Here is a 20361-nt window from a genome sequence, read left to right as displayed (position 1 = left end):
ATCACAATCTACAGAAAGCTTATTCAATAGTACCACCAGTCATTACTATGATTTCTCGACGGCAGATGCTTGGAACTATCGGAGTGGCTCTGACAACAGAAAGTCTCGGAAGTTGTCTCTCTCAACTTGGGGTAGCAAAAACCGGTTACATCCAAGTAAAAGCCGTCTCTCTGGAATGGAAGTACAACGGGCAACGGTACGTAGACGAACCGTTGAATATCGTGTTCGATCGTGTCCAAGGAGACATTGTTGGAAGCTATGATCCAGATCTGCTTGGAGAAAGTGTCCATTCGCCGACTAAGATTGTCGTGTCAAAAGCCGCCCGTAACCGACTTGCAACACGGTTCAATGTAAACTACCTTATCCGTGTTTGTGGGACGGAGTTCTCCAAAAAAGGCTCACAGGGCTGTTCGAATAGGTGGACGAGTCGAGAAGATTTTAATCGCGTACAATTAGGTGACCGCGCTGAGGTTCGTGTTTCAGGAGACGACTTTGATGTTATTGATGTGTACAAGAATGCTGCGACGGTGAACTCGGTCAATATTCGGACGTTCGACTTTGCTGAGCTGCACAAGGAGCACGGTATTTCGCCACACCAATGGTAACTGTAATATTAAATGACGAGCAATGTTGCGGGGGAACTTAGATGGCCACGTCAGAAGCGTATGGATTCTCTATTTGCCGCCTTCCAATCCGATTTCGCGACCGTGTAGCAACTCCCGCCAATGGTGCGGATTCAACCCTGGCAACTCCCGCCAATGGTGCGGATCAACGATCGAAAGGGCGAGCCATGGCAGTATCTTCGGTCACAGGCTGATGAGTAAGCCACAGAGTGCTTCCTATTCGACCGTGTACTCGGTATCGAACACCCACCGATAACGCGGATGTACCCAGTTGAAATACGCCCTGCCAAGCTGTTGGACTGATTCGAGTACTTGCCCCTCAGTTCGCTTGTGGTCAATGTGCCGACCCCTATTGCCATCTAACCCATCAGTCTCGATCAGCGTTCGCGTAATTGAGTTCATCAATCGATCATAGGCCAAGACCGCTGTTGCGCCCTCAGTCAAGCCAATTATGAGCCACTTGTCCCCGTCATTGTCGAGCAGCCGCGTGGCAAGTCGATCAACATCGATCTCGTCGTCCCGCGTCTCCTCCAAGACAATCGCAAGCTCGCTGTGAAGCGTATCGAACAGGGCCGTCTCACGGAGCAGACACGGAGGTTGTGCTCCGAATTGGTTAAACAGTCGCCAGCCAAAGCGGAAAATGGAGGCGCCAGGGTAAGTATAGTCTACTAACATGGCCGTGTTGAAATCCTCAAGAAGTGATCGATTCTAGCGGTTGTACTGAATACAGGGCGCATATTCATCACTAATGTTGATCTATCTCGAGCCCATTCGAATTGAGCTGAAATCCGTAAGTAGAGGGTATGTGTCAGAGAGTCGGTCTCATTCGTCCGTGAGTCCGAGTTGTTCGAAGACCTCCTGCTGGTCGAAGTACACACGATACATCGGCAGGTTGCCGCCGCGATCATCCACCGAGTTGCGGAACCCCCACGTAAGAAGACTTAGAATGGCAGCAGGGATAGCTACAAATCCCAACACTCGCACTAGTTGAACTATGCAATCTGGGTTCACAGAGATCTTTATCCGAATTGTAGGGACATCCCCGGTGATACAGGCACTTGCAGGCGGTATTATCATTGCCGCAATGAACCTCTTTGGTGCGTCACTCGTTCTCGTCTGGCGAAACCCGTCTGAGCGAGTACTGGACAGTATGCTCGGATTCGCCGCCGGCGTGATGTTAGCGGCTGCATTCACGAGTCTCATCATTCCCGGCATCGAGGACTACTCCGGTGGGAATCCGATCCCGACGCTGATCGGCGTTGGCCTGGGTGCGCTGTTTCTCGATCGGGCGGATATGGTGGTTCCCCACGCCCATTACCTGCTGACCGGGAGCCGGCGGGCGGACGCGTCGGGATCCGACGAAACACTCCCAGTTACCGACGAACGGCTCGCCGGGGTAGTTTTGTTCATTCTCGCTATTACGCTGCATAACATGCCAGAGGGACTGGCCGTCGGCGTTGGCTTCGGTGCAGCCGCCGCAGACCCGGCCCAGCTCGGCGGTGCACTTTCCCTGATGGTTGCCATCGGCCTCCAGAACGTTCCGGAGGGGCTGGCGGTGTCGGTTGCGGCCATCAACGCCGGTCTCGATCGACGGCTGTACGCCGTCGTCGCCGGCATCCGGGCGGGCATCGTCGAAATCCCGTTAGCAGTCCTTGGCGCTGTCGCAGTCGCGACTGTCGAACCCCTCTTACCGTACGCCATGGGCTTTGCCGCCGGTGCGATGTTGTTCGTCATCTCCGACGAGATAATCCCGGAAACACACAGGAGCGGATACGAACGCGTGGCTACGCTCGGGCTCATGACTGGCGTCATCGTCATGCTATACTTGGACATTGCATTGGCTGGATAACGGCATCACGGTCGCAGAGATTCACCTATCAGGATCGATGCAGGCGGTTCTGTAGAAATGATTTCAATTGATAGGAGTCGGGCATTAAATACAGGTCTACACATATCGGCTTCCATCTCTGTGCTGAAGACATCCTCTCTATTCAGCACACCATTCCTGTCACGCTCTGAGAGCTTCAGCAGAACCGTGTAGGTTAGTATACTATACTAGCCTGTGTTAGCGCCTGTCCCAACCAGAAACGAACGAATGAGAGAAAGAAGGGAGGACCGAAAGCGTTCGCGGGAGTCAGTGAGATTCAGCGAGGAAGTCCGTCACCCACACATTAGGGCGTGGTGGGAGCAGATCGCCCATCTCAAGCAGTTGTCCGGGAGCCGCAACAGTATGTCCACAAGGCGAGAGAGCGATCCGAGAAGGGCCAGAGATCGCCATCAAATCAACAATTCGGCTGCAGCACGGACACCGATACTCTGTCCTCATTGTCTAGCAGCCTCCTCGACACGGAGAGATCCGCCACAGTCACCACAGCTATACTTCTCAGGATGTTTCACGGCTTTCGAGTGCTGGTAGCGCGCGAGTCGCCCACCACAATCCTCGCAAATCACCCACCAGTTCGGCGATCTGAATCGCTCGCAGTACTGTGCGGTGTCGAGAACGTCGGTCCAGCGGACGAACGTTCGCCCGTGGTTTACCTCCCCGAACTCGTGATACTGCCAGGCGTGAATGAATTGATAGCAGCGAATTCTCCGATCGATTCAAAAACTTCTCGTAACGGCTGGTGGGGGTTTTCTTCTAAAACGATTCTTCCACTGATCCTGTTCAGTATCATTGTCATAGTGTCGTTTACGGTGGGGACTGTCTATTAAGATATAGACAATTTGATAAAATGGGTCTCGGATAGAACAGGATGTATCTCAGAGAAAAGGGGACGGTAGCACGTAAGAAGAGAGACCAGACGCCATCTATTAAATCAACTGATGTGCCGTATTGTGTGTAGAGAGCGGTCTTACACCAAGTTCTATGCTTTCGTTTCTGTATCTCACGCTTTTTTATTCAATTGCTCGCTAAAAAGTGTCCTAGAAGAACGACAATACCTCCTGCAACAAAGATCAGGCCAGGTGGGAGACTGATAACAAAATACTCTCTACCATCATAGATAACCTGTGAAAGTATGAATGAGCCGACAAAATATACTTTCTTACGGAATAACCATTCAACCGTAATTGCCCCGCTAAGAAGCAATATCCCAGAGACAATCAATTCATGTTTCTCTAATAGGCTCATATCTGATGCTCACACCAATACATGATGGAAGCTCGGAATGCTGAAACTGCGATTTCACCAACCACAACGTTCATCAACAAATGATAGAACATAACAATCAATGTACGAAACTTTACTTTGAGATAGAGATCAACACTATCCAGCATCCTAGGCAAACAAGACCACCTAGGAAAAAGAGGAGTCCTGGTGGTAATGCAATAACGAACTGTAGTGACGAATCCGATGACACATGGCCTACAGTGCCGACGAGTAGGTCACGAGCATCTGCGTGGAGGATATCGTGACGTGCAAGCCATTCAACGCCAAGACTGCTTACGGCGAGTATTCCAAACACGCCCAAAATATCACGCAATCGTGATCGAATACGACTCGTTTTGTTTTTAGATCCACTCACGATAACCAAGGGATCACTTGTCGCTGCATAGATCGCCATCTCATTGCCCTTTGAGGAATAGGTTGTCTCAACTACTGTGACGAGATCAGCATCTTTTAGCTTATTTAAATGGTATTGTGCGTTTTGGATCGATGTCTCCGCATCTTCGGCGATTTCTGATACCGTTGCAGACTTCTCTTGGAGTATCAAATAGATTGATCGTGCCATTTCGGATGAAAGCACGGTAAAGAGTTCTGCGCCGGATTCAGTCGCGATCTTGAGTCTTCGAATTGTGTCCGGACGGTCGGCATCGAAGGTGCCTGAAAAGACTACGATCTCCTGTTTTAAGAGCTTTAAATCTTGTTTAACATCTGTAATACCAATATTCGTCGCAAAGAGGATTTTTTGTTCCTACTGGGAGTACTCCGAGTGAGACTGTCTCAAGTGCATCTACTTCAGTAAGACCTTGAACCACTTCATGAAGAGTACCATCACCTCCAGCAACGGCTAGCAAGTCAACACCGTCTGCAACAGCCTCCTTTGTGAGGGAGATTGCATGGCCTTCATACTTTCTCTCACGGATTGTGTACCCTTGTTGTGCTCCCTATTGTCGAATCGTATCGCGATGATCCGCTGTGCCACTGGTCGGATTGAGAATAAGCCAGTGGTCAGTTGCGTTCGGGAATAGTGGTACACTATTCCCCTGGTTGTTTACTTTCATTGGTTTCCGATTCTCTATGACATCCTTGTAAACAAGTTCTCACGATCGGCTTTACTCAAGCGAAACGCTGTGTTTCGATCCAACGAGTCGAGGATTGATTGTTGTTATTGGATGAGGTGAGAACCCACTTACCGAGTCACGCAAAGCAAACGAATTTTTCAGCATGTAGAGCGGAAGATGCACTCGATCTTCAAGCACAGTGGTAATGGCAGACTCATAGAGCTGCTTTCGTTTCTCGTGTTGGTCACTCTTTCGTGCCTCACTGAGTTTATTCATCACCTCTTCGTTTTGGTAGAATGTTCCATTTGTCTCACCTTCATTGTCTTCGTGGAATAGTGGATACATGAACGAGTCAGGGTCAGGAAAGCCAACCCAATCGCCAATGAACATGTCGTAGTCTGCGCCAGTGAGAATCTTTTCTTGAAACACTGGCCATGGATATTTGTCGACTTTCGCCTGGAGAAACGTAGCCGAGCCGAGACCTTCGACCACTGCTTCAGCCATCTTCTCGCGCAACTCATCGCCAGAACTCTTTGTGCCTGGAACGGCTATCTTCGGAGCCCACCGTTCAATACCTGCTTCGTCAAAGAGTTCTTTTGCTCGTGGAATGTTTTTCTTCCGTGGAATGTTTTCCCATTCCTCAAGTGGCATTTTCCATTGTTCTGCTAATCGCCGTGGCAAGGGACTATATTGTCGCTTGCCAGCGGGGTTGATCATATTTTTTACCATCTCGTCCATATCGACACAGTAGTCGATGGCTTTCCGAACCCGAGGATCTGTTGTTGGTCCTTCATTGCAGTTGAAGCCAAGATAATAATACCAGAAGCTGTCGACTGCACTTACTCTTGTATTTGAGAAGCCTTTTGTAACCTGCCAGAATTTTGGCTCGACGGTTTCGGCGATGTGATTTTGATTCGTCCAAAGACTCATCGTTCGTGTAATACCAGAGAAAACAGGGATGAATTTCACTTGGTCTATTTGGGGCTTAGGTGTATCCCAGTAGTCTTTCCAGCGAGTGAGCAACGCGTACTTGCCTGGTTTGAAGAGATCCACTTCGAATGGGCCTGATCCAACTGGATCGTGTGCAAATGCTTTGGGATCTGCCTCGCGAACTGACTTTGGAACGATAAACTGCGTAAGCACATGATGAAATGAAGGATATAGGTGTGAGAGTTCGAATCGTATCGTTCGCTCGTTGGGCGTTTTTACAGCTTCAATCATATTCAGTTTCCAACGATTCGCAAACGTCGGATGATCCCAGGAAACATCCGGTTGTTTACGTAGTGGCTCTTCGAAGGAATATTTGACATCCTCAGCAGTTACTGGCTGACCGTTTTGGAATTTCGCTTCCTTGGCCAATTTTACAGTGTAGGTTCTACCATTATTGCTTACCTGAGGTTCGCCATCTGCGAGTTCAGGCACAAGGTCGGTGCTGTCGCCATAGGTATAGAGTCCCTGGAAAATCTGAGAGATGACTTGTTCGGAGGGGATACCTTTGAGCATAAATGGATCGAGTGTTGTCGGAGAGAGAACTGTTGCAATGCGCATATCAGCTAATCCTACTCCCTGAGAAGCTGTCGGTTTAATGTTTGAACAGCCAGCGAGTGTCGTCGCCCCAATGAGTCCTAGTCCTTCTAATGCTTTCCGCCGTGTGATACCGTTTCTGAGAGTATTGTTTTCGGTCATTATTTATTGTATTATAGTTTATGAATTGCGTATTTTTTCAGCAATTGGTTCACCTTCGAAGTAGAGCAGTTCGGAGCCAATGATTACAATTGCAATGAGGAACACCATGCCGAGAGTGATTGGGTCACTAAGATACAGGTCATATAGCAGAAGTGGGGCGTACACCACTGCGGCGATGATTCCAAGAAGAGGGATGGGAGCAATGAGATCTAGTTCATCCCTATTGGTATAGGCAAGGTAGCTCATTGCGCCGAAGACGACAATAAATGCGAGTGACGAAAAAGAGGAAATGCTACGTAAGCTTCCATAAACAGCAAATGAAGCCGATAATAACCCGAGTATAATTACAATTCCGGACGGAATACTGTCTCCGTCTCCATCATCACTCGAACTCTCAAGCCAACTCGGAAGAAGATCCATATCAATGAGTGTTCGTGAGAAAAGGGCACTACTAAACAGAGTCGCGTTGACGGCACTGGCTGTCGAAACCAGTGCTGAAATCGCAATCGCAACAGCTCCGATCCAGCCCATGTACGGAAGTGCCGCATACAGCAGTGATACCTCGGGTGCGACCGCGATTTCAGGGAGTTCAAGGAGGCCGACAGTAACCAATGAAACGAGACCGTAGAGCAGTGTGGTCGCCGGAATTGCGATGTAGGTTGCTTTTCGGATTGTCTCTTCCGGATTGTCGAACTTGTCCTGATCGTACATCAAAAGCTGCCAGCCTTGAAATGTTACAATGGAAAATGCTGCACCAAGAAATGGTTTGGTAGATCCGACGATCGGATTCAGGGCGAGCGCTTTCCAGCCAAATGTTAGTAATTCCTGTGTATAGGCATAGTAGACCCCCCAAATACCGAAAACGGCAATAACACCGACTTTGAATACGACGAGGATGTCCTCTGCTTTGCCTGTTTCACTCACTCCAATCAGGTTTAACCCGACAAATGCTCCAATGAGGAAGACTGAAAGGATGTTGCTAATTGGAATTTGTAGGAAGTGGAGCCGCCCGAGCATGAATGAACCGAATGAGGCAAACGCATAGGCATACAGTGCAATAGATCCAATATACCCAAATAAGAGTGTCCAACCGGTCATCCCGGCGAGTGTCCGGTTACCAATCATCTCATGGATGTATGTTGGCGCCCCACCCTGTTTGTCCGTAAACTTATTCAAATGAATGTAGCTGTAAGCGGCGCTAAAACCGAGAATACTTCCAAGAAGAAATGCAGCCCAAGCCAGTACACCCGATACAGCTACGATGATACCGAAGGCTGAGAAGATCCCTCCGCCGATCATCCCGCCAAGGGCCATCGCAACTGCTTCTTTGAGCCCTAACTCTGCCATACTATCGGTTAACAAAAGAAGCTACGAAAGACTCATGGTTGACTATACAACCTACTCTGTGATTCGAACCAGAGTGAGCTTCAAAAGTAAAATACCCATTTGATAGAGTACGAACTAAGTCACCAGAATATAACGAGAAGAGTTCTAAAACATGCAGCCCTATCATGCCTTCCAAAATTACTTAACCACTCATAGCTACCGCAGTCTTATAATGGGATCAATGGCGGAAGTTTGCATTCCAGCAGAAGAATTTGCACTTCATGAGACGCTTTCAACTGTACCCACCGCTCAATTCGAAGTTGAACGCGTTGTCGCCCATGAAAACGACCGCGTTTTACCATTTGTTTGGACCACAGCTGATGATCATGAGATGGTGAAAGAAACTCTTGAAAACGACTCAAGTGTCGAAAATATGCTTCTTCTCTCAGATAATGACGATGCATGGCTCTATCGAATGGAATGGGTTGAGCGTGTCAAATTGGTCACGCATATTCTCTTAGAACACGAGGGAGTAATTTTCGAGGCAGTTGGATCCAATGACGAGTGGCATCTCCGCATATTCTTCCCCGAAAGAGATAGTCTTTCGCAGGCACATGAGTTTGCACAAAAACAAGACCTCACTATGGATATCCGTAGGATATATGAAGTAAATGAAGGAGCATATGATCGATATGGGCTCTCGGAAGAACAACACGAAACGCTTGTTTCGGCGTTTGACCGTGGCTATTACAACGTCCCCCACGGAGTGACTACAGAAGAGTTAGGGGAGGAATTCGGTATCACCGCACAAGCCGTCTCGAAACGATTACACCGCGGACACGGTAATCTCGTGAAGGAGACGCTGATCATCGGCAGCGAAGCAGGTTCTGAAAAGTAGTTTTGTGTCTTTTATCAGCCAATCGATGTAGGAGATAGAATGTGATCGTATTTTCTCAGGTTGTACTTTAAACGGACATCAATTAGTATCTCACGTGAGATCACCAAAATGACCCAAGTGATCTTGACCGCAACGAGGATCGAATGGTAAACTATGGCTACGCAAACAGATTCACAAACTACTGAAGACAAAAACGACCAATCTACGAACAAAACACCATCCAGCACGGTAGTTGGCGGGGGAGGCGCAGTAGCTGGACTGGTCGGTGGAATCGCTATGGGTGCAGTGCTGACTATATTAGTGCCGACTTTTCTCCAAGATATGGTGCCGGCGCTCTACGACCTCCAAGGTGGGATCGCTGGTTGGTTTGCTCATCTTATTCATAGCATTATTTTCGGTACCCTTTTTGCATTGATTGTCTTGATGAGTCTATTTCGAAGACACGTTGACAGTGTTCAAATGATCACATTCTCTGGAATCATCTGGGGGATACTTCTCTGGATCGTAACTACTGGGATTGTAATGCCACTCTGGTTGAAGATTACATATTATACAGAAGCTCCTCTTATACCTTATCTCCATCCCTCACTCTTTCTGGCGCATGTCGTGTATGGGGCCATGATCGGAGTACTATTGTCCTCACTTGCCTCAATAAACAAGATATTCTGACCTGTGGTATCTTTCTAAAAAGTATGTCGAGGACAAGTACCTCGATGTCCTCGAGCACGCGAAGAATGTCGCCAAGACGAACGACGTGATGGTTGCACGACTAGGATACCGCGAGGTCGCGACGCACTATGGTTGTGCCTACAAGAACGACGGTTATCGGGTGATGGAAGAGATGGCTGAGCGCGTTCCCGGTGTAAGCTACAAGACATCACGAACGCTGTCCGTGGACGATGCAATGGGCGTCGGTGGCCACCACATCGAAATCACGTTCGCCCATCCCGACCTCGCCGGATGGATGCGAGCCCACGAAGCAAACGCGGACATAGCGAACGGAGGACACTAATTATAGCGTTGTAATCACGGGGGTTCAGCGAACCCCCATTTCGGCGACGCCACCACACGAGATTCACACCGCATTGCCGGTGAACCATGGTGGTACTAATGTGTTGGTTACGGTGGAGTGCGTCTTTTTCTGCGTCATTTTCTGCGAAACGGAGGGGGATCGCGACGCGATCCCCCTCTATTACAACGGTATAATTGACTACCGTCGATAGCGATAAATGACAACAGTGTATCGAGGTATCAAGGACGAAATCCCCGACCCTAACGGTTTCTCTGAGTCGATTCTTCGAAGCCACTTCTACACTCTGCTGCCATTACTTTATCCTCGAACGCTGCTGATAGCTTTCACGGGGAACGATTGACTGCCATCCTGTCCACTAGTACTACAGCATATGGAAACCATTTGTATCGACGTAGTTTGCTCCGAGCTAATGCTTTACATGACCACTACGTCCATATCAGACGATGGCAACCAATTCCCTTTCAGCAGAAAACACGCGCGACATCGAATCATTTGTGAGTGAGTGGGTTCGTGACGAAGGTGTTCCAGGTGTAAGCGTGGCGATTGTCGACGACACGGATTGTCTCTACACCGATGGATTTGGGGCACGTAACCTGGAAACAAATGCACCAGCGACGCCAAAGACTCTCTATGGCATCGGTTCTTGCACCAAGTCAATTACCACGGTAGCGATTTTGCAACTCGCTGAAGACGGACAGCTCACACTCGATGATCCAGTTGACGACTATCTTCCATACCTCTGTGAAGTCAACGCAGACCCAATCTCGATCCATGAGCTACTCACGCATTCGTCGGGAATGCCCAGCGATGGAAGTCTTTCAGCCCTCATTACACGACTCACAGGCCGCAGTGATCAGGATCCAAATCAACCATTAAGCAGTGATGACGATTTTCGACGACATATCGAGGGATCTGTCGATGAACGACTGACAGATCGTGACCGATTTTTCTACTATAACACGGGCTATTATCTCCTCGGCAAAGTCATTGAAACAGTCACTGATCAATCGTATGCAGAGTATATTCGCGACCAGATTCTCGAACCACTGAAGATGACTCGGTCGTTATTTTCCAAAGCAGACTTCGAGGCAGTAGAAAATCGAATGACGCCATACAACCGGGAGGATGGAACAGCTGTTGAGGGCAAGTTAGCTTTCGATGAACGACTGTATGCCGCGGGCGGAATGATTAGCTCGGTCACAGAGATGGCGAACTATCTCCAGATGTTCCTACGGGAAGGAACGTTTGACAATCAAGAGATACTCTCATCGGAATCGATCGACTCGATGACCGAACCGTACGCAACACGTGAGGAGTATCTCGACGAACGCAAACAGGGCTACAGCTATGGAGTAGCCGTCGAGGAATTTCTTGAAGACACGCTCGTGAACCACGGCGGAATGATGGGAACGACGACAGCCTGGTTTGGCTATCTAACCGACGCTGGAATTGGTGTCGTAACAATGTGCAATACTACTCCCGAGAAACGACCATCGGATTTAGGAAAGGCGCTTCTCGCCATTGTACAGGGTGAATCGCCAGCAGCAGTGGTGCCAACGTATATGCTTGAGCAGAAAGCAAAACCGCTGCTCGGAGAATATGCATCGTATCATGGTATTCGAACGGCATCCGTCTCGAAGAAGAGTGGCGGCCTCCATATTTCGTTTGACGATCCAGGGTGGTCAGCCGATCACTATGTCTATCCCGAACGATTACAACCGGACGAATATCAGTACTCATTCGTCACCGACACCGGGAAACAGGTGCCGGTCGAGTTCCACGTCAACGATGACGGAGTGAGTATGCTGTTTCAGCGGTGGCAGCTCCACAAAGAGTGACGAGTGTATCGACGGGGTGGAGAGACAGACGCTTTTCGTTCTCAGTCTTTGAGCATGGCGGTTACAATGCGACTCGTAAGCGAAGATCTAGTACCGACCACTGCATATATAGTTGAATCAGCATCGTGCAGCTAACGCATGGTTTTGAACTTCTCGTGCCGCCACAAGTTCTACGACATCTCGCTAAATGTGTTCAATAGCTGATTCCAGAGAGGCAGTCCCTAAGCAACAACCACACCAATCCAAACATTCATTACTTATTATCTGTAAGCTGTAAACAGCAGCAACACCAATGTCACACACCGCATCTCACGCCAATGGCGATGTCATTCGAGATTTCCTCTCAATCGCGGATCTCCTCGAAGAGCCACGATTAGCCCAACTATACGCATACCTCTCTCGTGAGGATCCAGCAACTGTCCAAGAACTCATGGACGCACTTGACCTCCCGCAAGGAACCGCCTACACATACGTGAAGCGGCTGGCCGATGCGGGCGTTATCGAAGCAACGGGCGACGAGCAACCTCGAACATACGTTGCTCACCCAATCGACCTCACAGTCTCGACTGGTGACGGAACGCGGAAGTATACGATCACCCCGATGCTGGTCGACGCTGTGAGTCGCCAATCTACCAACGACGATATTGAGACATACATCGCTCGCCACGGCATTGCCGGCCTCGCGACAGCACTGACCTATACGATTGCACGTGAGCGCGGGGAGGTGACCCACCGATTAATGGCACGCGATTTGGACATCTCGCCGCTCGCTGCCGAAATTATTCTCCAGGCACTCCGTCCAGTCGTCCACGATTACATTGACATCGACGAAGCCGGTGCAGCAGGGCCAGATCTTGGGCGAAACGACGAGCAACCTGCGGAGACACCCGACGACACGTGAGCGACATCCATATCGCCGATTCGGGGATGTTCATCGCCCTCGGTCAACCCACAAACAATCGCTATCAGCGCGTGAGAGCGTTTGCCCACAAGAATGATATCGTGTTTCTCCTCTCAGAGCGAGTCTATGAGGAGATTGCAGGGGCTACCGGCGAAACCAAGACACCGCCTATTGAGACGGCAATCGAAGAGGGGTGGGCACAGATTGCCAATCCCCTCGATTACACGATTTCAGTCGTATCGCGAGCAATGGATGGCGTGCAGCGATATATTGCGAATGCCGATGACCGACCCGCTGATGAAGTCGAACGAGCGGATGCTGCGCTTGCCGCACTCGCAGCTCAACACCTCAGTACAGGAACGGCTGCACATGCATACATTTACACAACCGACATCGCTGCAGGGGAAGGCGCTGAAACCGTACTTGCATCGTACGGGTACGGTGATGCAGTCACCTTCGTGAACGCTTTCCGATTCATCGAAAACCTCCTTGACTGACAAGTGGTTGAGAGAGACGAGTCGCGATTGCTACTAAAGAAGTGAGTAGCCAGGAGAACTGCCGATCCTCTGAGTTCCATATATCCGACTATTCTTACTAGCGACAGTCGAGGATGCTGTGAGTGAGAACGTGAGAAGTGTTCCAAACAGACGAGTCAGCAGTTGAATGCTTCCTTCCTGTCGTCTGTTAGAACGGCATGCCAAATATAGAGGCGATATGCAGCACGGCAGCTGTGTTCTAGCCACGCCCGAACGGCTGTATCGAGCGTTAGAATACTCGGCTGAATATGTCACGTCGGGGCTTCTATATTCACGTTTGTCTCGGATGTAATCCGGACGGGCCCATCACGATCCGTCTTCTCGATGGTGAGAAGCAAAGTCGTTAGCCCCATCCTGTCCAATCGGGCAGGAACGATATCACCTGGCGCAACTGGCCGACCGGCAATTCGTTGGCGAACTACATCCAGAACCTCTGATTTGGACTCCAACGACGCCTCTTCTTCGATAGGAGGGGTAAAGCGGTTAGGAATTTCAAAGATGATGGTTCGATTCGTAGACTCACTCCCGATATCGAGGTCTTGGGCCTGTTCTGCCAGTGGGGACAAGACGACGGTTTGGGCAGGAGGGAGGTCGGCTCGCTGTACTGAAATGGACTCTCCCAGCGTGACTGCCGCGTTCTGCCTCGTGAATGCATCCATCCGTGCTGTTCCTTCTGGGTCAACAAAGTCAAGGCGGTGAGCATGAGCAGGGGTTGGACGCCTGCCGTGGATTAGTACCGTATCTTCTGGGTCAATTTCCAACCGATCTAGAGTGTTTTGATGAAGCCGAACAACCCCCCGTGCTTCATCTGACGGATATCCTTTCACCACTTCCAACTCTTCATCCATAGTCACCTTTCGCTGAGCATCATCAAAAGAATAGGCGTCGTGATCACACCCTCATCACATGAACGACGCCAAACTAGACTCAGTATACTGCATTAATTCCTGCTCGATATCCGATTCACGCCATCCAAGCGGTGACAATACACTCGCTGCCGCACGAACCAACAACTTCCGATAAAATCCAGTATCATACTCGTCTAACTTCCCACTCGCCAATTTCACCCGTTCTCGCGACTGCTTTGCATCATCAACCACCACATACGACACACTCTGACCAGGCGACCGTTCCAACCCCAAATCAGCCGCTCGCTCTAAAGCCGCCACACCCCGCGTCGATTGCGTGTAGTCCTCACGTTCAAAGGAATCCGATTTGTGATTACCAACTCACAAAACTAACTACTTCCCGTCCAAATCATTGATCTATGCATCATCATGCATTCATTTCTTTGTATATATCTAAACAATTAGAAGATCAATATCTCGAGGATAGTATGTCAGTGTTTCAGTTCCACTCACAGTTACGAGAACTGTATCCGAGTGACGGAAGCCGCCAATTTCCGGGACATAGAATCCCGGTTCGACGGTATACAGCTCCCCTGGCGAAATGGATCCCTCATATTCACGATCTAGGAACGGACGTTCATGTCCTTCCATTCCGATATTGTGCCCAATGTGGTGCTGGGTATATTTGTGGACACCTTGTTCTTCGTAGTAGTCCATCACGACCTCTTCGACAGTGCTGTATTGAATTCCAGGTTCAATGGTGTCAATCGCGATCTCCTGTGACTCCTGCATAATCGCAAAATAATCCCGCTGTTCATCGGATGGTTCGCCAACGATTAGTGTCCGTTCGAGTTCGGTTGTATAGCCACCCACAGTCGGTTTTACGATGGTGACAATGTTATCACCCTCACGAATTGGTGTTGTTTGATCGACGCTGTGGGGTCGTACAGTAACAGAACCCGTCGTGAAGTTGCATTGGAGTGGACTTGCCCAACTCATCATCTCATACCGCTCACCGAGTGTATCCAGCAGTACCTTGGTTCCTTCAGCTTCGACTTCAGCACTGATTGTAACTGGTCGTCGTCCTGGCTCAAGTTTTTCTTGCAGCAATTGATGGCCATAATGTGCCCAAGTACTTGCTTCACGGATGAGTTCGATTTCAGTCTCAGACTTTTGCTCTCGCATTGTCGTTACATAGTCTTCGACGCCAACAGAACCCGAAATGAGACTCGAGAGTGATGGCCCAGTATAGCCATTCCGACGTGGACTCCCATCGCTATCGACAGCAATCGACGAATCTGTAAGTCCAAGGGTATCGCACATCTCGACGATCCGTTCCATCGGATTGCCTTGTGGATAATCGAAGTAAACGTGAACATCGTCAATCAAGAAATCGTCACGCTCGGCATGGTCCTGTTCTAACCGTGGGACGACAATCTCAATCTGGTCATCGACCACTCCGACCGCACACGGTCGCTCGGTCGGGAGATGAAACATGCCAGTCACATAATGGATGTTTAGTGCATCGAATAATACAACGCCATCATAGCCATCGTCATGCGCAGATGTAAGCAATGATTCTACTCGTTCTTGGTGTTCGTCTTTCGAAATGCGAAGTTTGTCCATACGGCGTTCAAGATGCGAAACACAGTAAACTTATTTTCAACCCTGCGATATGGCCTGGTATGAGCAGGAAAAGCATGATAGAACGGAGTTTCCGCGGAAAATTCATCGAAGGAGAAATTCTACTGGGAGACTAATTTATGCCCGTACAACCAGATAATACACTGCTATATCCAGTCATAGGATATTTGGTAATCATGAGCGGGATTGGCATCTGGGCCTATGAGAAAGCAGATACAGCCGACGATTTTCTTCTTGCAGGAAGAAGCTTAGGATCTGTAATCGTTGCTGGAACCCTATTGGCGACGTGGATGGGGTCAGGCAGTATTACAGGCGGAGGTAACTCAATCGCGTATCAGTTTGGAATTTGGCCGGCACTTTTGCTTGGGACTGCTGCACTTATCGGGGTGGGGGTTCTACGCGTGTTAGCACCACAAATTCGAGGATATAACAAATATACGATCCCCGAGATTCTAGACGAAGGAATTGGGAAAGAAGCCAAAGCGATCGGACTTATTGTTATCGCAATTGCATATGTCGGAATTGTATCATATCAGTTCATTGGGTTCGGATTTGTACTGAATGTCACCACGGGAATTTCAGTTGAGACCGGGACACTCATTGCGGCCGTGATGATCATCGGGCTCGCGATGTTGGGCGGGTTGATGTCAGTTGCATACACCGATGCGATCAGTGCATTTTTGATGCTTATTGGTCTCTTCATCGGATTACCCTTTGTACTTGGGAGTGTCGGCGGATGGAACTCCATTACTACACAAGTCCCACAAACAGCAACGGAACCGTTTGGTACGTTAACTGGATTACAGTTCCTTGGTTACTGGGCGCCAGTGCTTCTCTTGATTCTTGCAGACCAGAACATGTACCAACGGATCGTCGCTGGTCGGTCTGATGAAGGAACAAATCGAGGGATGATAGGATGGTTTGTCGGTGTTGCAGTTGGTGGCATTGTCATCCCGATAATCGCATTTGCCGCTCGTGTTCGGTTTCCAAATATCGATCCAGGGATGGCAATGATTTCGATGACGACTGTCATCCCACGCTGGGTGGGTGGCATTCTTCTTGCTTCAGCGTCCGCATTCATCATTACGACTGGGAATTCCTATCTTCTCTCTGCAAGCACCAATGTATCTCAGGATCTATATCGTGGATTTATTAACCCAGACGCATCGGATCAGCGAGTATTCTGGCTCACACGTATCACCATTGTTGTACTTGGTGTCTTTGCATTTGTTCTTGGACAGTATTTTCCAACAATACTCTCCATCCAAATCCTTGCCTATACTGCATACGGGGCAACAATCACTCCCGCATTGTTTGCAGTCTTCCTCATGCGAGATCGATTGACTAAAATTGGCGGTGTCACTGGTATGACAACCGGATTCATCGTAACAATTTTGTGGGATACAGTTCTTGAACAACCATTCGAATTGAATGCTGTAATTGCTTCTGCACCAATAGCGGCAATTACGATTGTTGTGGTGAGCTGGATGACTAATCGGACGACAAAATCTCGTCCGATTACTGAATAGGGATTCTCATGCGCCTTTTTTACCGACAATATCCAGTGACAAGGGCTCATTTTGCGTTACACTGTCCGCTCGGTGTGCGTTACGACAGTGTAACGCTAGTGACTGTCCATCAGAATACGACTGCGATGACGACATTTCCAGGCGAGAACTATTCGTGTACCACGGTGAGAAACCCACTGCGAAGAGATGAAGCTCGCCTTCGTTAGTACGACCACAACGTTTTTGCATATTCTGCAAATACTTGTGGAGTATGCAAACTCAATCGGGGATAGTGCTCGATTTTCCGTTCCCGGAAGAGCGAGTGTTCCGATATCAAGCGATGCAAGATATCCTCCATCATCTCGTGAACGAACCTCATCAAGGGTTCACCCAGAAGGAACTCGCAGACATAACAGAGACAGATATTTCAACGATTTCTCGGTCAGTCGACTTGCTCGAACAACTGGGTGTCGTTACACTGGAAACAGGGCGTCCTGCTCAAATCCAGATCGATCACGACCATCTTCAAAAACCGGATCCACTCCTCTCAATTTCCCAGAGTGAATTCCGGAAACCGATCGAAGCATTTCTCACCAAGTTACAGCAGCAGGTTGCCGAATCAGATGACGTCGACACCCTCGTGGGTGTCGTCCTTTTCGGCAGTGTTGCTCGCGGAACCGCCGACCGAAGCAGTGACATCGACCTCTTAATCATCATCGACGGGAATCACACCTACGGACGACGGATTGCAAACCAAGTAGCACGGAGTCTTGAGGAACAATCGTTTGATGGCGATCGATATGAGTTTGAAGTGCTTGTCGAAACACCAGAGAGCGCATCACAGTATGGTGCGAAACTTCGAGAGATCTTCGACGAAGGGCTCATTTTACACCAAAGTGAAGACTTTCGACGCGTTCGAGCGGCGGTGTATTCTGCTGACGAGTCGGAGGAGGCCTAACCCATGCCCATTGAACGTGAGGACATCGAGCTATTGCTCACCGAGGCCGAAGAAGCATTCCGGAGAGGTGGCCAGCAACCGGAAGAAGGACTCGATATTTCTGATGCGGGTCTCATTCAGCTTCGCAAAGCGTGTCGATCCCTCTCGGGGGCAGATAGACTACTGTCGGATGGGTACTACACACTAACGATCGAAGCAGCGTTCACATCGATCGAGAAGACGCTCCTCTTCTGGCTGATTCACGAAGGGCATCACGACCCTTCGAATCCACCGCAATCACATACGACTGCAATCCAGTGGAGCGCAGAAGTTGGATTTATCAGTGACGAAATTGCTACTCGGTTGGTTGATCTCTGGCAGATGAATCGAGCGCAAACGTACTATCAGGATGGCCTAGCAACACAGGAACGAGCAACAGCGCTTCTCAAATTAGCAACTCACACACACAACTATATTATCGATCTCGTCCGAGTCCGCCATGAATGCGTCTGTGAGTAAGCTACCTGAAGTTCTTAACACGGTCGGCAGCCACCACATCGAAATCACGTTCGCGCATCCCGATCTAGCTGGATGGATGCGAGCCCACGAAGCCAACGCGGACATAGCGAACGGAGGTCGCTGATTAGAACGTTGTAATCACGGAGGTTCGGAGAACCCCCGCTTCGGCGGCACCACAAGAGATTCACACCGCACTGCCGGTGAACCATGGTGGTACTAGCGTGTTGATTACGGTGGAGTACGTCGTTTTCTGCGTCATTTTCTGCGAAACGGAGGGGGTCGCGTTCGCGATTCCCCTCTATTACAACGGTATAATCGGCTACTTCCATTAGCAACAATCGAGGACGGCCTGAGTGAGAACGTGCCGACGTGTTCCACACAAACGAGTCAGCGGTTGAATGTCACCTTCCAATCATCTGTTAGGAATGGTGTGCGAGATATAGAGGAAGTATTCATTAGACTGGGTATTTCTCCCGTATCAACCCAATTGAATCGGCTGTTCGGTAGACTTACTACATTTCTTGTAAAAATTGTTAATATTCTACAACGCTTCTGATCGATAGAATGCCCCGCTATTCTCAATTTTCGAAGGGTACCAAAGCGGGGGTTCTCGGTTCGATACTGGGTATTGTCCTTTCGCTCGGTCTCATGTTCGTCCCACTCGGAAGAAGCGAAGTATGCACTTCGGACGGGGGCTGTAGCGTTGTACGGGAACCGTCTGGAATCGATTACATCCTCGGTGTGAATGGGGCCGACCCAGCACTCGTTTTCTGGTCGCTGTTCATCCTCGGCTTCGCCCTCATTGGGGGCTATGGAGCGTGGAACGAAAACCGCTCCCTCGTTTGGCTTACTGCCCTCGCCCTACTTGCGCTGACGCTCCTCGGTATAGCTAGTATCGGCCCGTTTGTCGCGCCAGCAGCACTGCTTTTTCTGCTGGCTGGGATTTGGCTACGCCATGATCACAAATCCGAATCATCCGGACGCTCGCTGCCACGTTCGTAATCTGTATAGTCTCGTATCGTAGTCACAGTTAGGTCGATTAGTGACTGAGAAATACGCGCTCTGTAATCAGCACGACTGCTGAAACCCATCACTGGTTGAGGGTTTCAACAAGGCCGTGACTTTTGGTTCTATGGGACACAGTCTGCACCAAATCCGCCCTCTGAACTGGTAATCATTAGAGAAACGACTTGAGGCTGATTTCGTCGTGGCTTAAAAGGAATTGCTCAATGCGTTTCTCACGCCACCCAAGCGGCGATAACACACTCGCCGCTGCACGAATCAACAACTCCCGATAAAATCCAGCATCATACTCGTTCAACTCTTCACTGGCTAACTTCACCCGCTCTCGCGACTGCTTCGCATCATCAACCACCACATACGACACGCTCTGCCTAGGCGCACGCCCCAACCCCAAATCCGCCGCTCGCTCCAGTGCCGCCACACTCCGCGTCGATTGCGTGTAGTCCTCCTTCTTCTTCGAAACCCGATTCGTGATCACCAACTCACTTGGATCGATCGCCCCACGTTCAAGCCGATCAACCCACGACCGCAGTTCCTCACAAACCGCCTCTGGATCACGATACTCATCCACCACTCGAATCAGCGCCTTCTGCGCATCGTCGATATACGACGGCGTATTCCGTTGACGATACTCAATTCCCTGATACTTGTATTTGTCTTCACCAGCGAACTTCCCGAAGTACTTCGTCAAGGCACCAGCATCCGAATCGCGCAACGGAACAAACGCAATCCAGTCGTAGTGAGCTTCGTGTTCGGGACGAATCTCGACCTGCTTAGAAATCTGCGAGACAAGCTTGGACAGCGGCATTTGTTCCTC

21 protein-coding genes are annotated in these 20361 nt (G+C 49.5%); 12 read left to right on the top strand and 9 right to left on the bottom strand.

Annotated features, from left to right (window positions below):
• The first annotated feature begins 47 nt into the window (after positions 1 to 47).
• Positions 48 to 605, top strand: a complete 558-nt coding sequence (locus tag LIW51_RS33745) for a hypothetical protein (RefSeq protein WP_227380382.1) — start codon at positions 48 to 50, stop codon at positions 603 to 605.
• A gap of 234 nt (positions 606 to 839) precedes the next feature.
• Here the strand turns inward: LIW51_RS33745 and LIW51_RS33740 are convergent, their stop codons facing one another.
• The gene (locus LIW51_RS33740; protein ID WP_227380381.1) at positions 840 to 1298 is read right to left on the bottom strand and encodes a hypothetical protein; all 459 of its coding nucleotides are present in this window, start codon (positions 1296 to 1298) and stop codon (positions 840 to 842) included.
• Between the two features lie 147 nt (positions 1299 to 1445).
• Complete coding sequence (locus tag LIW51_RS33735) at positions 1446 to 1598, bottom strand: hypothetical protein (protein ID WP_227380380.1); 153 nt, start codon at positions 1596 to 1598, stop codon at positions 1446 to 1448.
• Positions 1599 to 1617: 19 nt separating this feature from the next.
• On the opposite strand from LIW51_RS33735, the gene LIW51_RS33730 reads away from it, so the two are divergent.
• Positions 1618 to 2472 (top strand): ZIP family metal transporter, encoded by an 855-nt coding sequence (locus LIW51_RS33730; RefSeq protein WP_227380379.1) that lies wholly within the window; start codon positions 1618 to 1620, stop codon positions 2470 to 2472.
• A 1393-nt stretch (positions 2473 to 3865) separates the two neighbouring features.
• On the opposite strand, the gene LIW51_RS33725 is transcribed toward LIW51_RS33730, so the two are convergent.
• From LIW51_RS33725 to LIW51_RS33710, 4 genes are all read right to left on the bottom strand, one after another.
• A complete protein-coding gene (locus LIW51_RS33725; protein WP_368411906.1) occupies positions 3866 to 4354 on the bottom strand; it encodes an ArsR/SmtB family transcription factor in 489 nt (162 codons plus the stop codon).
• 136 nt (positions 4355 to 4490) lie between these two features.
• Positions 4491 to 4709, bottom strand: a complete 219-nt coding sequence (locus LIW51_RS39680) for a diacylglycerol/lipid kinase family protein (protein ID WP_227380531.1) — start codon at positions 4707 to 4709, stop codon at positions 4491 to 4493.
• A gap of 189 nt (positions 4710 to 4898) precedes the next feature.
• Complete coding sequence (locus LIW51_RS33715) at positions 4899 to 6533, bottom strand: ABC transporter substrate-binding protein (protein ID WP_227380377.1); 1635 nt, start codon at positions 6531 to 6533, stop codon at positions 4899 to 4901.
• Positions 6534 to 6551: 18 nt separating this feature from the next.
• Entirely contained in the window at positions 6552 to 7880 is a 1329-nt protein-coding gene (locus tag LIW51_RS33710) for an APC family permease (RefSeq protein ID WP_227380376.1), read from the bottom strand.
• A gap of 211 nt (positions 7881 to 8091) precedes the next feature.
• On the opposite strand from LIW51_RS33710, the gene LIW51_RS33705 reads away from it, so the two are divergent.
• The 6 genes from LIW51_RS33705 (at position 8092) to LIW51_RS33680 (ending at position 13026) form a co-directional block, all read left to right on the top strand.
• Positions 8092 to 8757, top strand: coding sequence for a bacterio-opsin activator domain-containing protein (locus LIW51_RS33705; protein WP_227380375.1), 666 nt, complete (start codon positions 8092 to 8094; stop codon positions 8755 to 8757).
• A 153-nt stretch (positions 8758 to 8910) separates the two neighbouring features.
• A complete protein-coding gene (locus LIW51_RS33700) occupies positions 8911 to 9426 on the top strand; it encodes a DUF1440 domain-containing protein (protein ID WP_227380374.1) in 516 nt (171 codons plus the stop codon).
• An 88-nt stretch (positions 9427 to 9514) separates the two neighbouring features.
• Positions 9515 to 9769 carry a hypothetical protein gene (locus LIW51_RS33695; protein WP_227380373.1) on the top strand — a complete coding sequence of 85 codons (255 nt, stop codon included), beginning with the start codon at positions 9515 to 9517 and terminating at the stop codon, positions 9767 to 9769.
• A 464-nt stretch (positions 9770 to 10233) separates the two neighbouring features.
• Entirely contained in the window at positions 10234 to 11628 is a 1395-nt protein-coding gene (locus LIW51_RS33690; protein WP_227380372.1) for a serine hydrolase domain-containing protein, read from the top strand.
• A 292-nt stretch (positions 11629 to 11920) separates the two neighbouring features.
• Positions 11921 to 12529, top strand: a complete 609-nt coding sequence (locus LIW51_RS33685) for a winged helix-turn-helix domain-containing protein (protein WP_227380371.1) — start codon at positions 11921 to 11923, stop codon at positions 12527 to 12529.
• Positions 12526 to 13026 carry a PIN domain-containing protein gene (locus tag LIW51_RS33680; protein ID WP_227380370.1) on the top strand — a complete coding sequence of 167 codons (501 nt, stop codon included), beginning with the start codon at positions 12526 to 12528 and terminating at the stop codon, positions 13024 to 13026. Before LIW51_RS33685 ends, LIW51_RS33680 begins: the two co-directional genes overlap by 4 nt.
• Before the next feature lie 290 nt (positions 13027 to 13316).
• Here LIW51_RS33680 and LIW51_RS33675 read toward each other — a convergent pair whose 3' ends face one another.
• Both LIW51_RS33675 and LIW51_RS33670 read right to left on the bottom strand, forming a co-directional pair.
• Positions 13317 to 13913, bottom strand: coding sequence for a hypothetical protein (locus tag LIW51_RS33675; RefSeq protein WP_227380369.1), 597 nt, complete (start codon positions 13911 to 13913; stop codon positions 13317 to 13319).
• 453 nt (positions 13914 to 14366) lie between these two features.
• A complete protein-coding gene (locus tag LIW51_RS33670) occupies positions 14367 to 15539 on the bottom strand; it encodes a M24 family metallopeptidase (RefSeq protein WP_227380368.1) in 1173 nt (390 codons plus the stop codon).
• A 137-nt stretch (positions 15540 to 15676) separates the two neighbouring features.
• Between LIW51_RS33670 and LIW51_RS33665 the strand changes: the two genes are divergently transcribed.
• The 4 genes from LIW51_RS33665 to LIW51_RS33650 all read left to right on the top strand — a co-directional run bounded on the left by LIW51_RS33665 (position 15677) and on the right by LIW51_RS33650 (position 19523).
• Entirely contained in the window at positions 15677 to 17086 is a 1410-nt protein-coding gene (locus LIW51_RS33665) for a sodium:solute symporter family protein (RefSeq protein WP_227380367.1), read from the top strand.
• 250 nt (positions 17087 to 17336) lie between these two features.
• On the top strand, positions 17337 to 18023 hold the full coding sequence (locus tag LIW51_RS33660; protein ID WP_227380366.1) for a nucleotidyltransferase domain-containing protein: 687 nt from the start codon (positions 17337 to 17339) through the stop codon (positions 18021 to 18023).
• 3 nt (positions 18024 to 18026) lie between these two features.
• The gene (locus LIW51_RS33655; protein WP_227380365.1) at positions 18027 to 18521 is read left to right on the top strand and encodes a DUF8154 family protein; all 495 of its coding nucleotides are present in this window, start codon (positions 18027 to 18029) and stop codon (positions 18519 to 18521) included.
• Positions 18522 to 19085: 564 nt separating this feature from the next.
• Complete coding sequence (locus LIW51_RS33650) at positions 19086 to 19523, top strand: hypothetical protein (protein ID WP_227380364.1); 438 nt, start codon at positions 19086 to 19088, stop codon at positions 19521 to 19523.
• Positions 19524 to 19698: 175 nt separating this feature from the next.
• On the opposite strand, the gene LIW51_RS33645 is transcribed toward LIW51_RS33650, so the two are convergent.
• Entirely contained in the window at positions 19699 to 20352 is a 654-nt protein-coding gene (locus LIW51_RS33645) for a DNA polymerase domain-containing protein (protein ID WP_227380363.1), read from the bottom strand.
• Positions 20353 to 20361: the final 9 nt, after the last annotated feature.

It is taken from the genome of Haladaptatus halobius, from assembly GCF_020618475.1.
Classification (GTDB): Archaea; Halobacteriota; Halobacteria; order Halobacteriales; family Haladaptataceae; genus Haladaptatus; species Haladaptatus halobius.
Note: the sequence above shows the minus strand (reverse complement) of the source record. Positions and strands in the feature narration are given on the sequence as shown.

Bases quoted from the DNA above. Each gene is read 5' to 3' on its own strand.
- LIW51_RS33690 (WP_227380372.1), top strand. From the start codon at position 10,234: ATGGCAACCAATTCCCTTTCAGCAGAAAACACGCGCGACATCGAATCA.
- LIW51_RS33685 (WP_227380371.1), top strand. From the start codon at position 11,921: ATGTCACACACCGCATCTCACGCCAATGGCGATGTCATTCGAGATTTC.
- LIW51_RS33650 (WP_227380364.1), top strand. From the start codon at position 19,086: ATGCCCCGCTATTCTCAATTTTCGAAGGGTACCAAAGCGGGGGTTCTC.
- LIW51_RS33655 (WP_227380365.1), top strand. From the start codon at position 18,027: ATGCCCATTGAACGTGAGGACATCGAGCTATTGCTCACCGAGGCCGAA.
- LIW51_RS33695 (WP_227380373.1), top strand. From the start codon at position 9,515: ATGGTTGCACGACTAGGATACCGCGAGGTCGCGACGCACTATGGTTGT.
- LIW51_RS33665 (WP_227380367.1), top strand. From the start codon at position 15,677: ATGCCCGTACAACCAGATAATACACTGCTATATCCAGTCATAGGATAT.
- LIW51_RS33660 (WP_227380366.1), top strand. From the start codon at position 17,337: ATGCAAACTCAATCGGGGATAGTGCTCGATTTTCCGTTCCCGGAAGAG.
- LIW51_RS33700 (WP_227380374.1), top strand. From the start codon at position 8,911: ATGGCTACGCAAACAGATTCACAAACTACTGAAGACAAAAACGACCAA.
- LIW51_RS33740 (WP_227380381.1), bottom strand. From the start codon at position 1,298: ATGTTAGTAGACTATACTTACCCTGGCGCCTCCATTTTCCGCTTTGGC.
- LIW51_RS33670 (WP_227380368.1), bottom strand. From the start codon at position 15,539: ATGGACAAACTTCGCATTTCGAAAGACGAACACCAAGAACGAGTAGAA.
- LIW51_RS33645 (WP_227380363.1), bottom strand. From the start codon at position 20,352: ATGCCGCTGTCCAAGCTTGTCTCGCAGATTTCTAAGCAGGTCGAGATT.
- LIW51_RS33730 (WP_227380379.1), top strand. From the start codon at position 1,618: ATGCAATCTGGGTTCACAGAGATCTTTATCCGAATTGTAGGGACATCC.
- LIW51_RS33745 (WP_227380382.1), top strand. From the start codon at position 48: ATGATTTCTCGACGGCAGATGCTTGGAACTATCGGAGTGGCTCTGACA.
- LIW51_RS33675 (WP_227380369.1), bottom strand. From the start codon at position 13,913: ATGGATGAAGAGTTGGAAGTGGTGAAAGGATATCCGTCAGATGAAGCA.
- LIW51_RS33715 (WP_227380377.1), bottom strand. From the start codon at position 6,533: ATGACCGAAAACAATACTCTCAGAAACGGTATCACACGGCGGAAAGCA.
- LIW51_RS33710 (WP_227380376.1), bottom strand. From the start codon at position 7,880: ATGGCAGAGTTAGGGCTCAAAGAAGCAGTTGCGATGGCCCTTGGCGGG.
- LIW51_RS33725 (WP_368411906.1), bottom strand. From the start codon at position 4,354: ATGGCACGATCAATCTATTTGATACTCCAAGAGAAGTCTGCAACGGTA.
- LIW51_RS33705 (WP_227380375.1), top strand. From the start codon at position 8,092: ATGGGATCAATGGCGGAAGTTTGCATTCCAGCAGAAGAATTTGCACTT.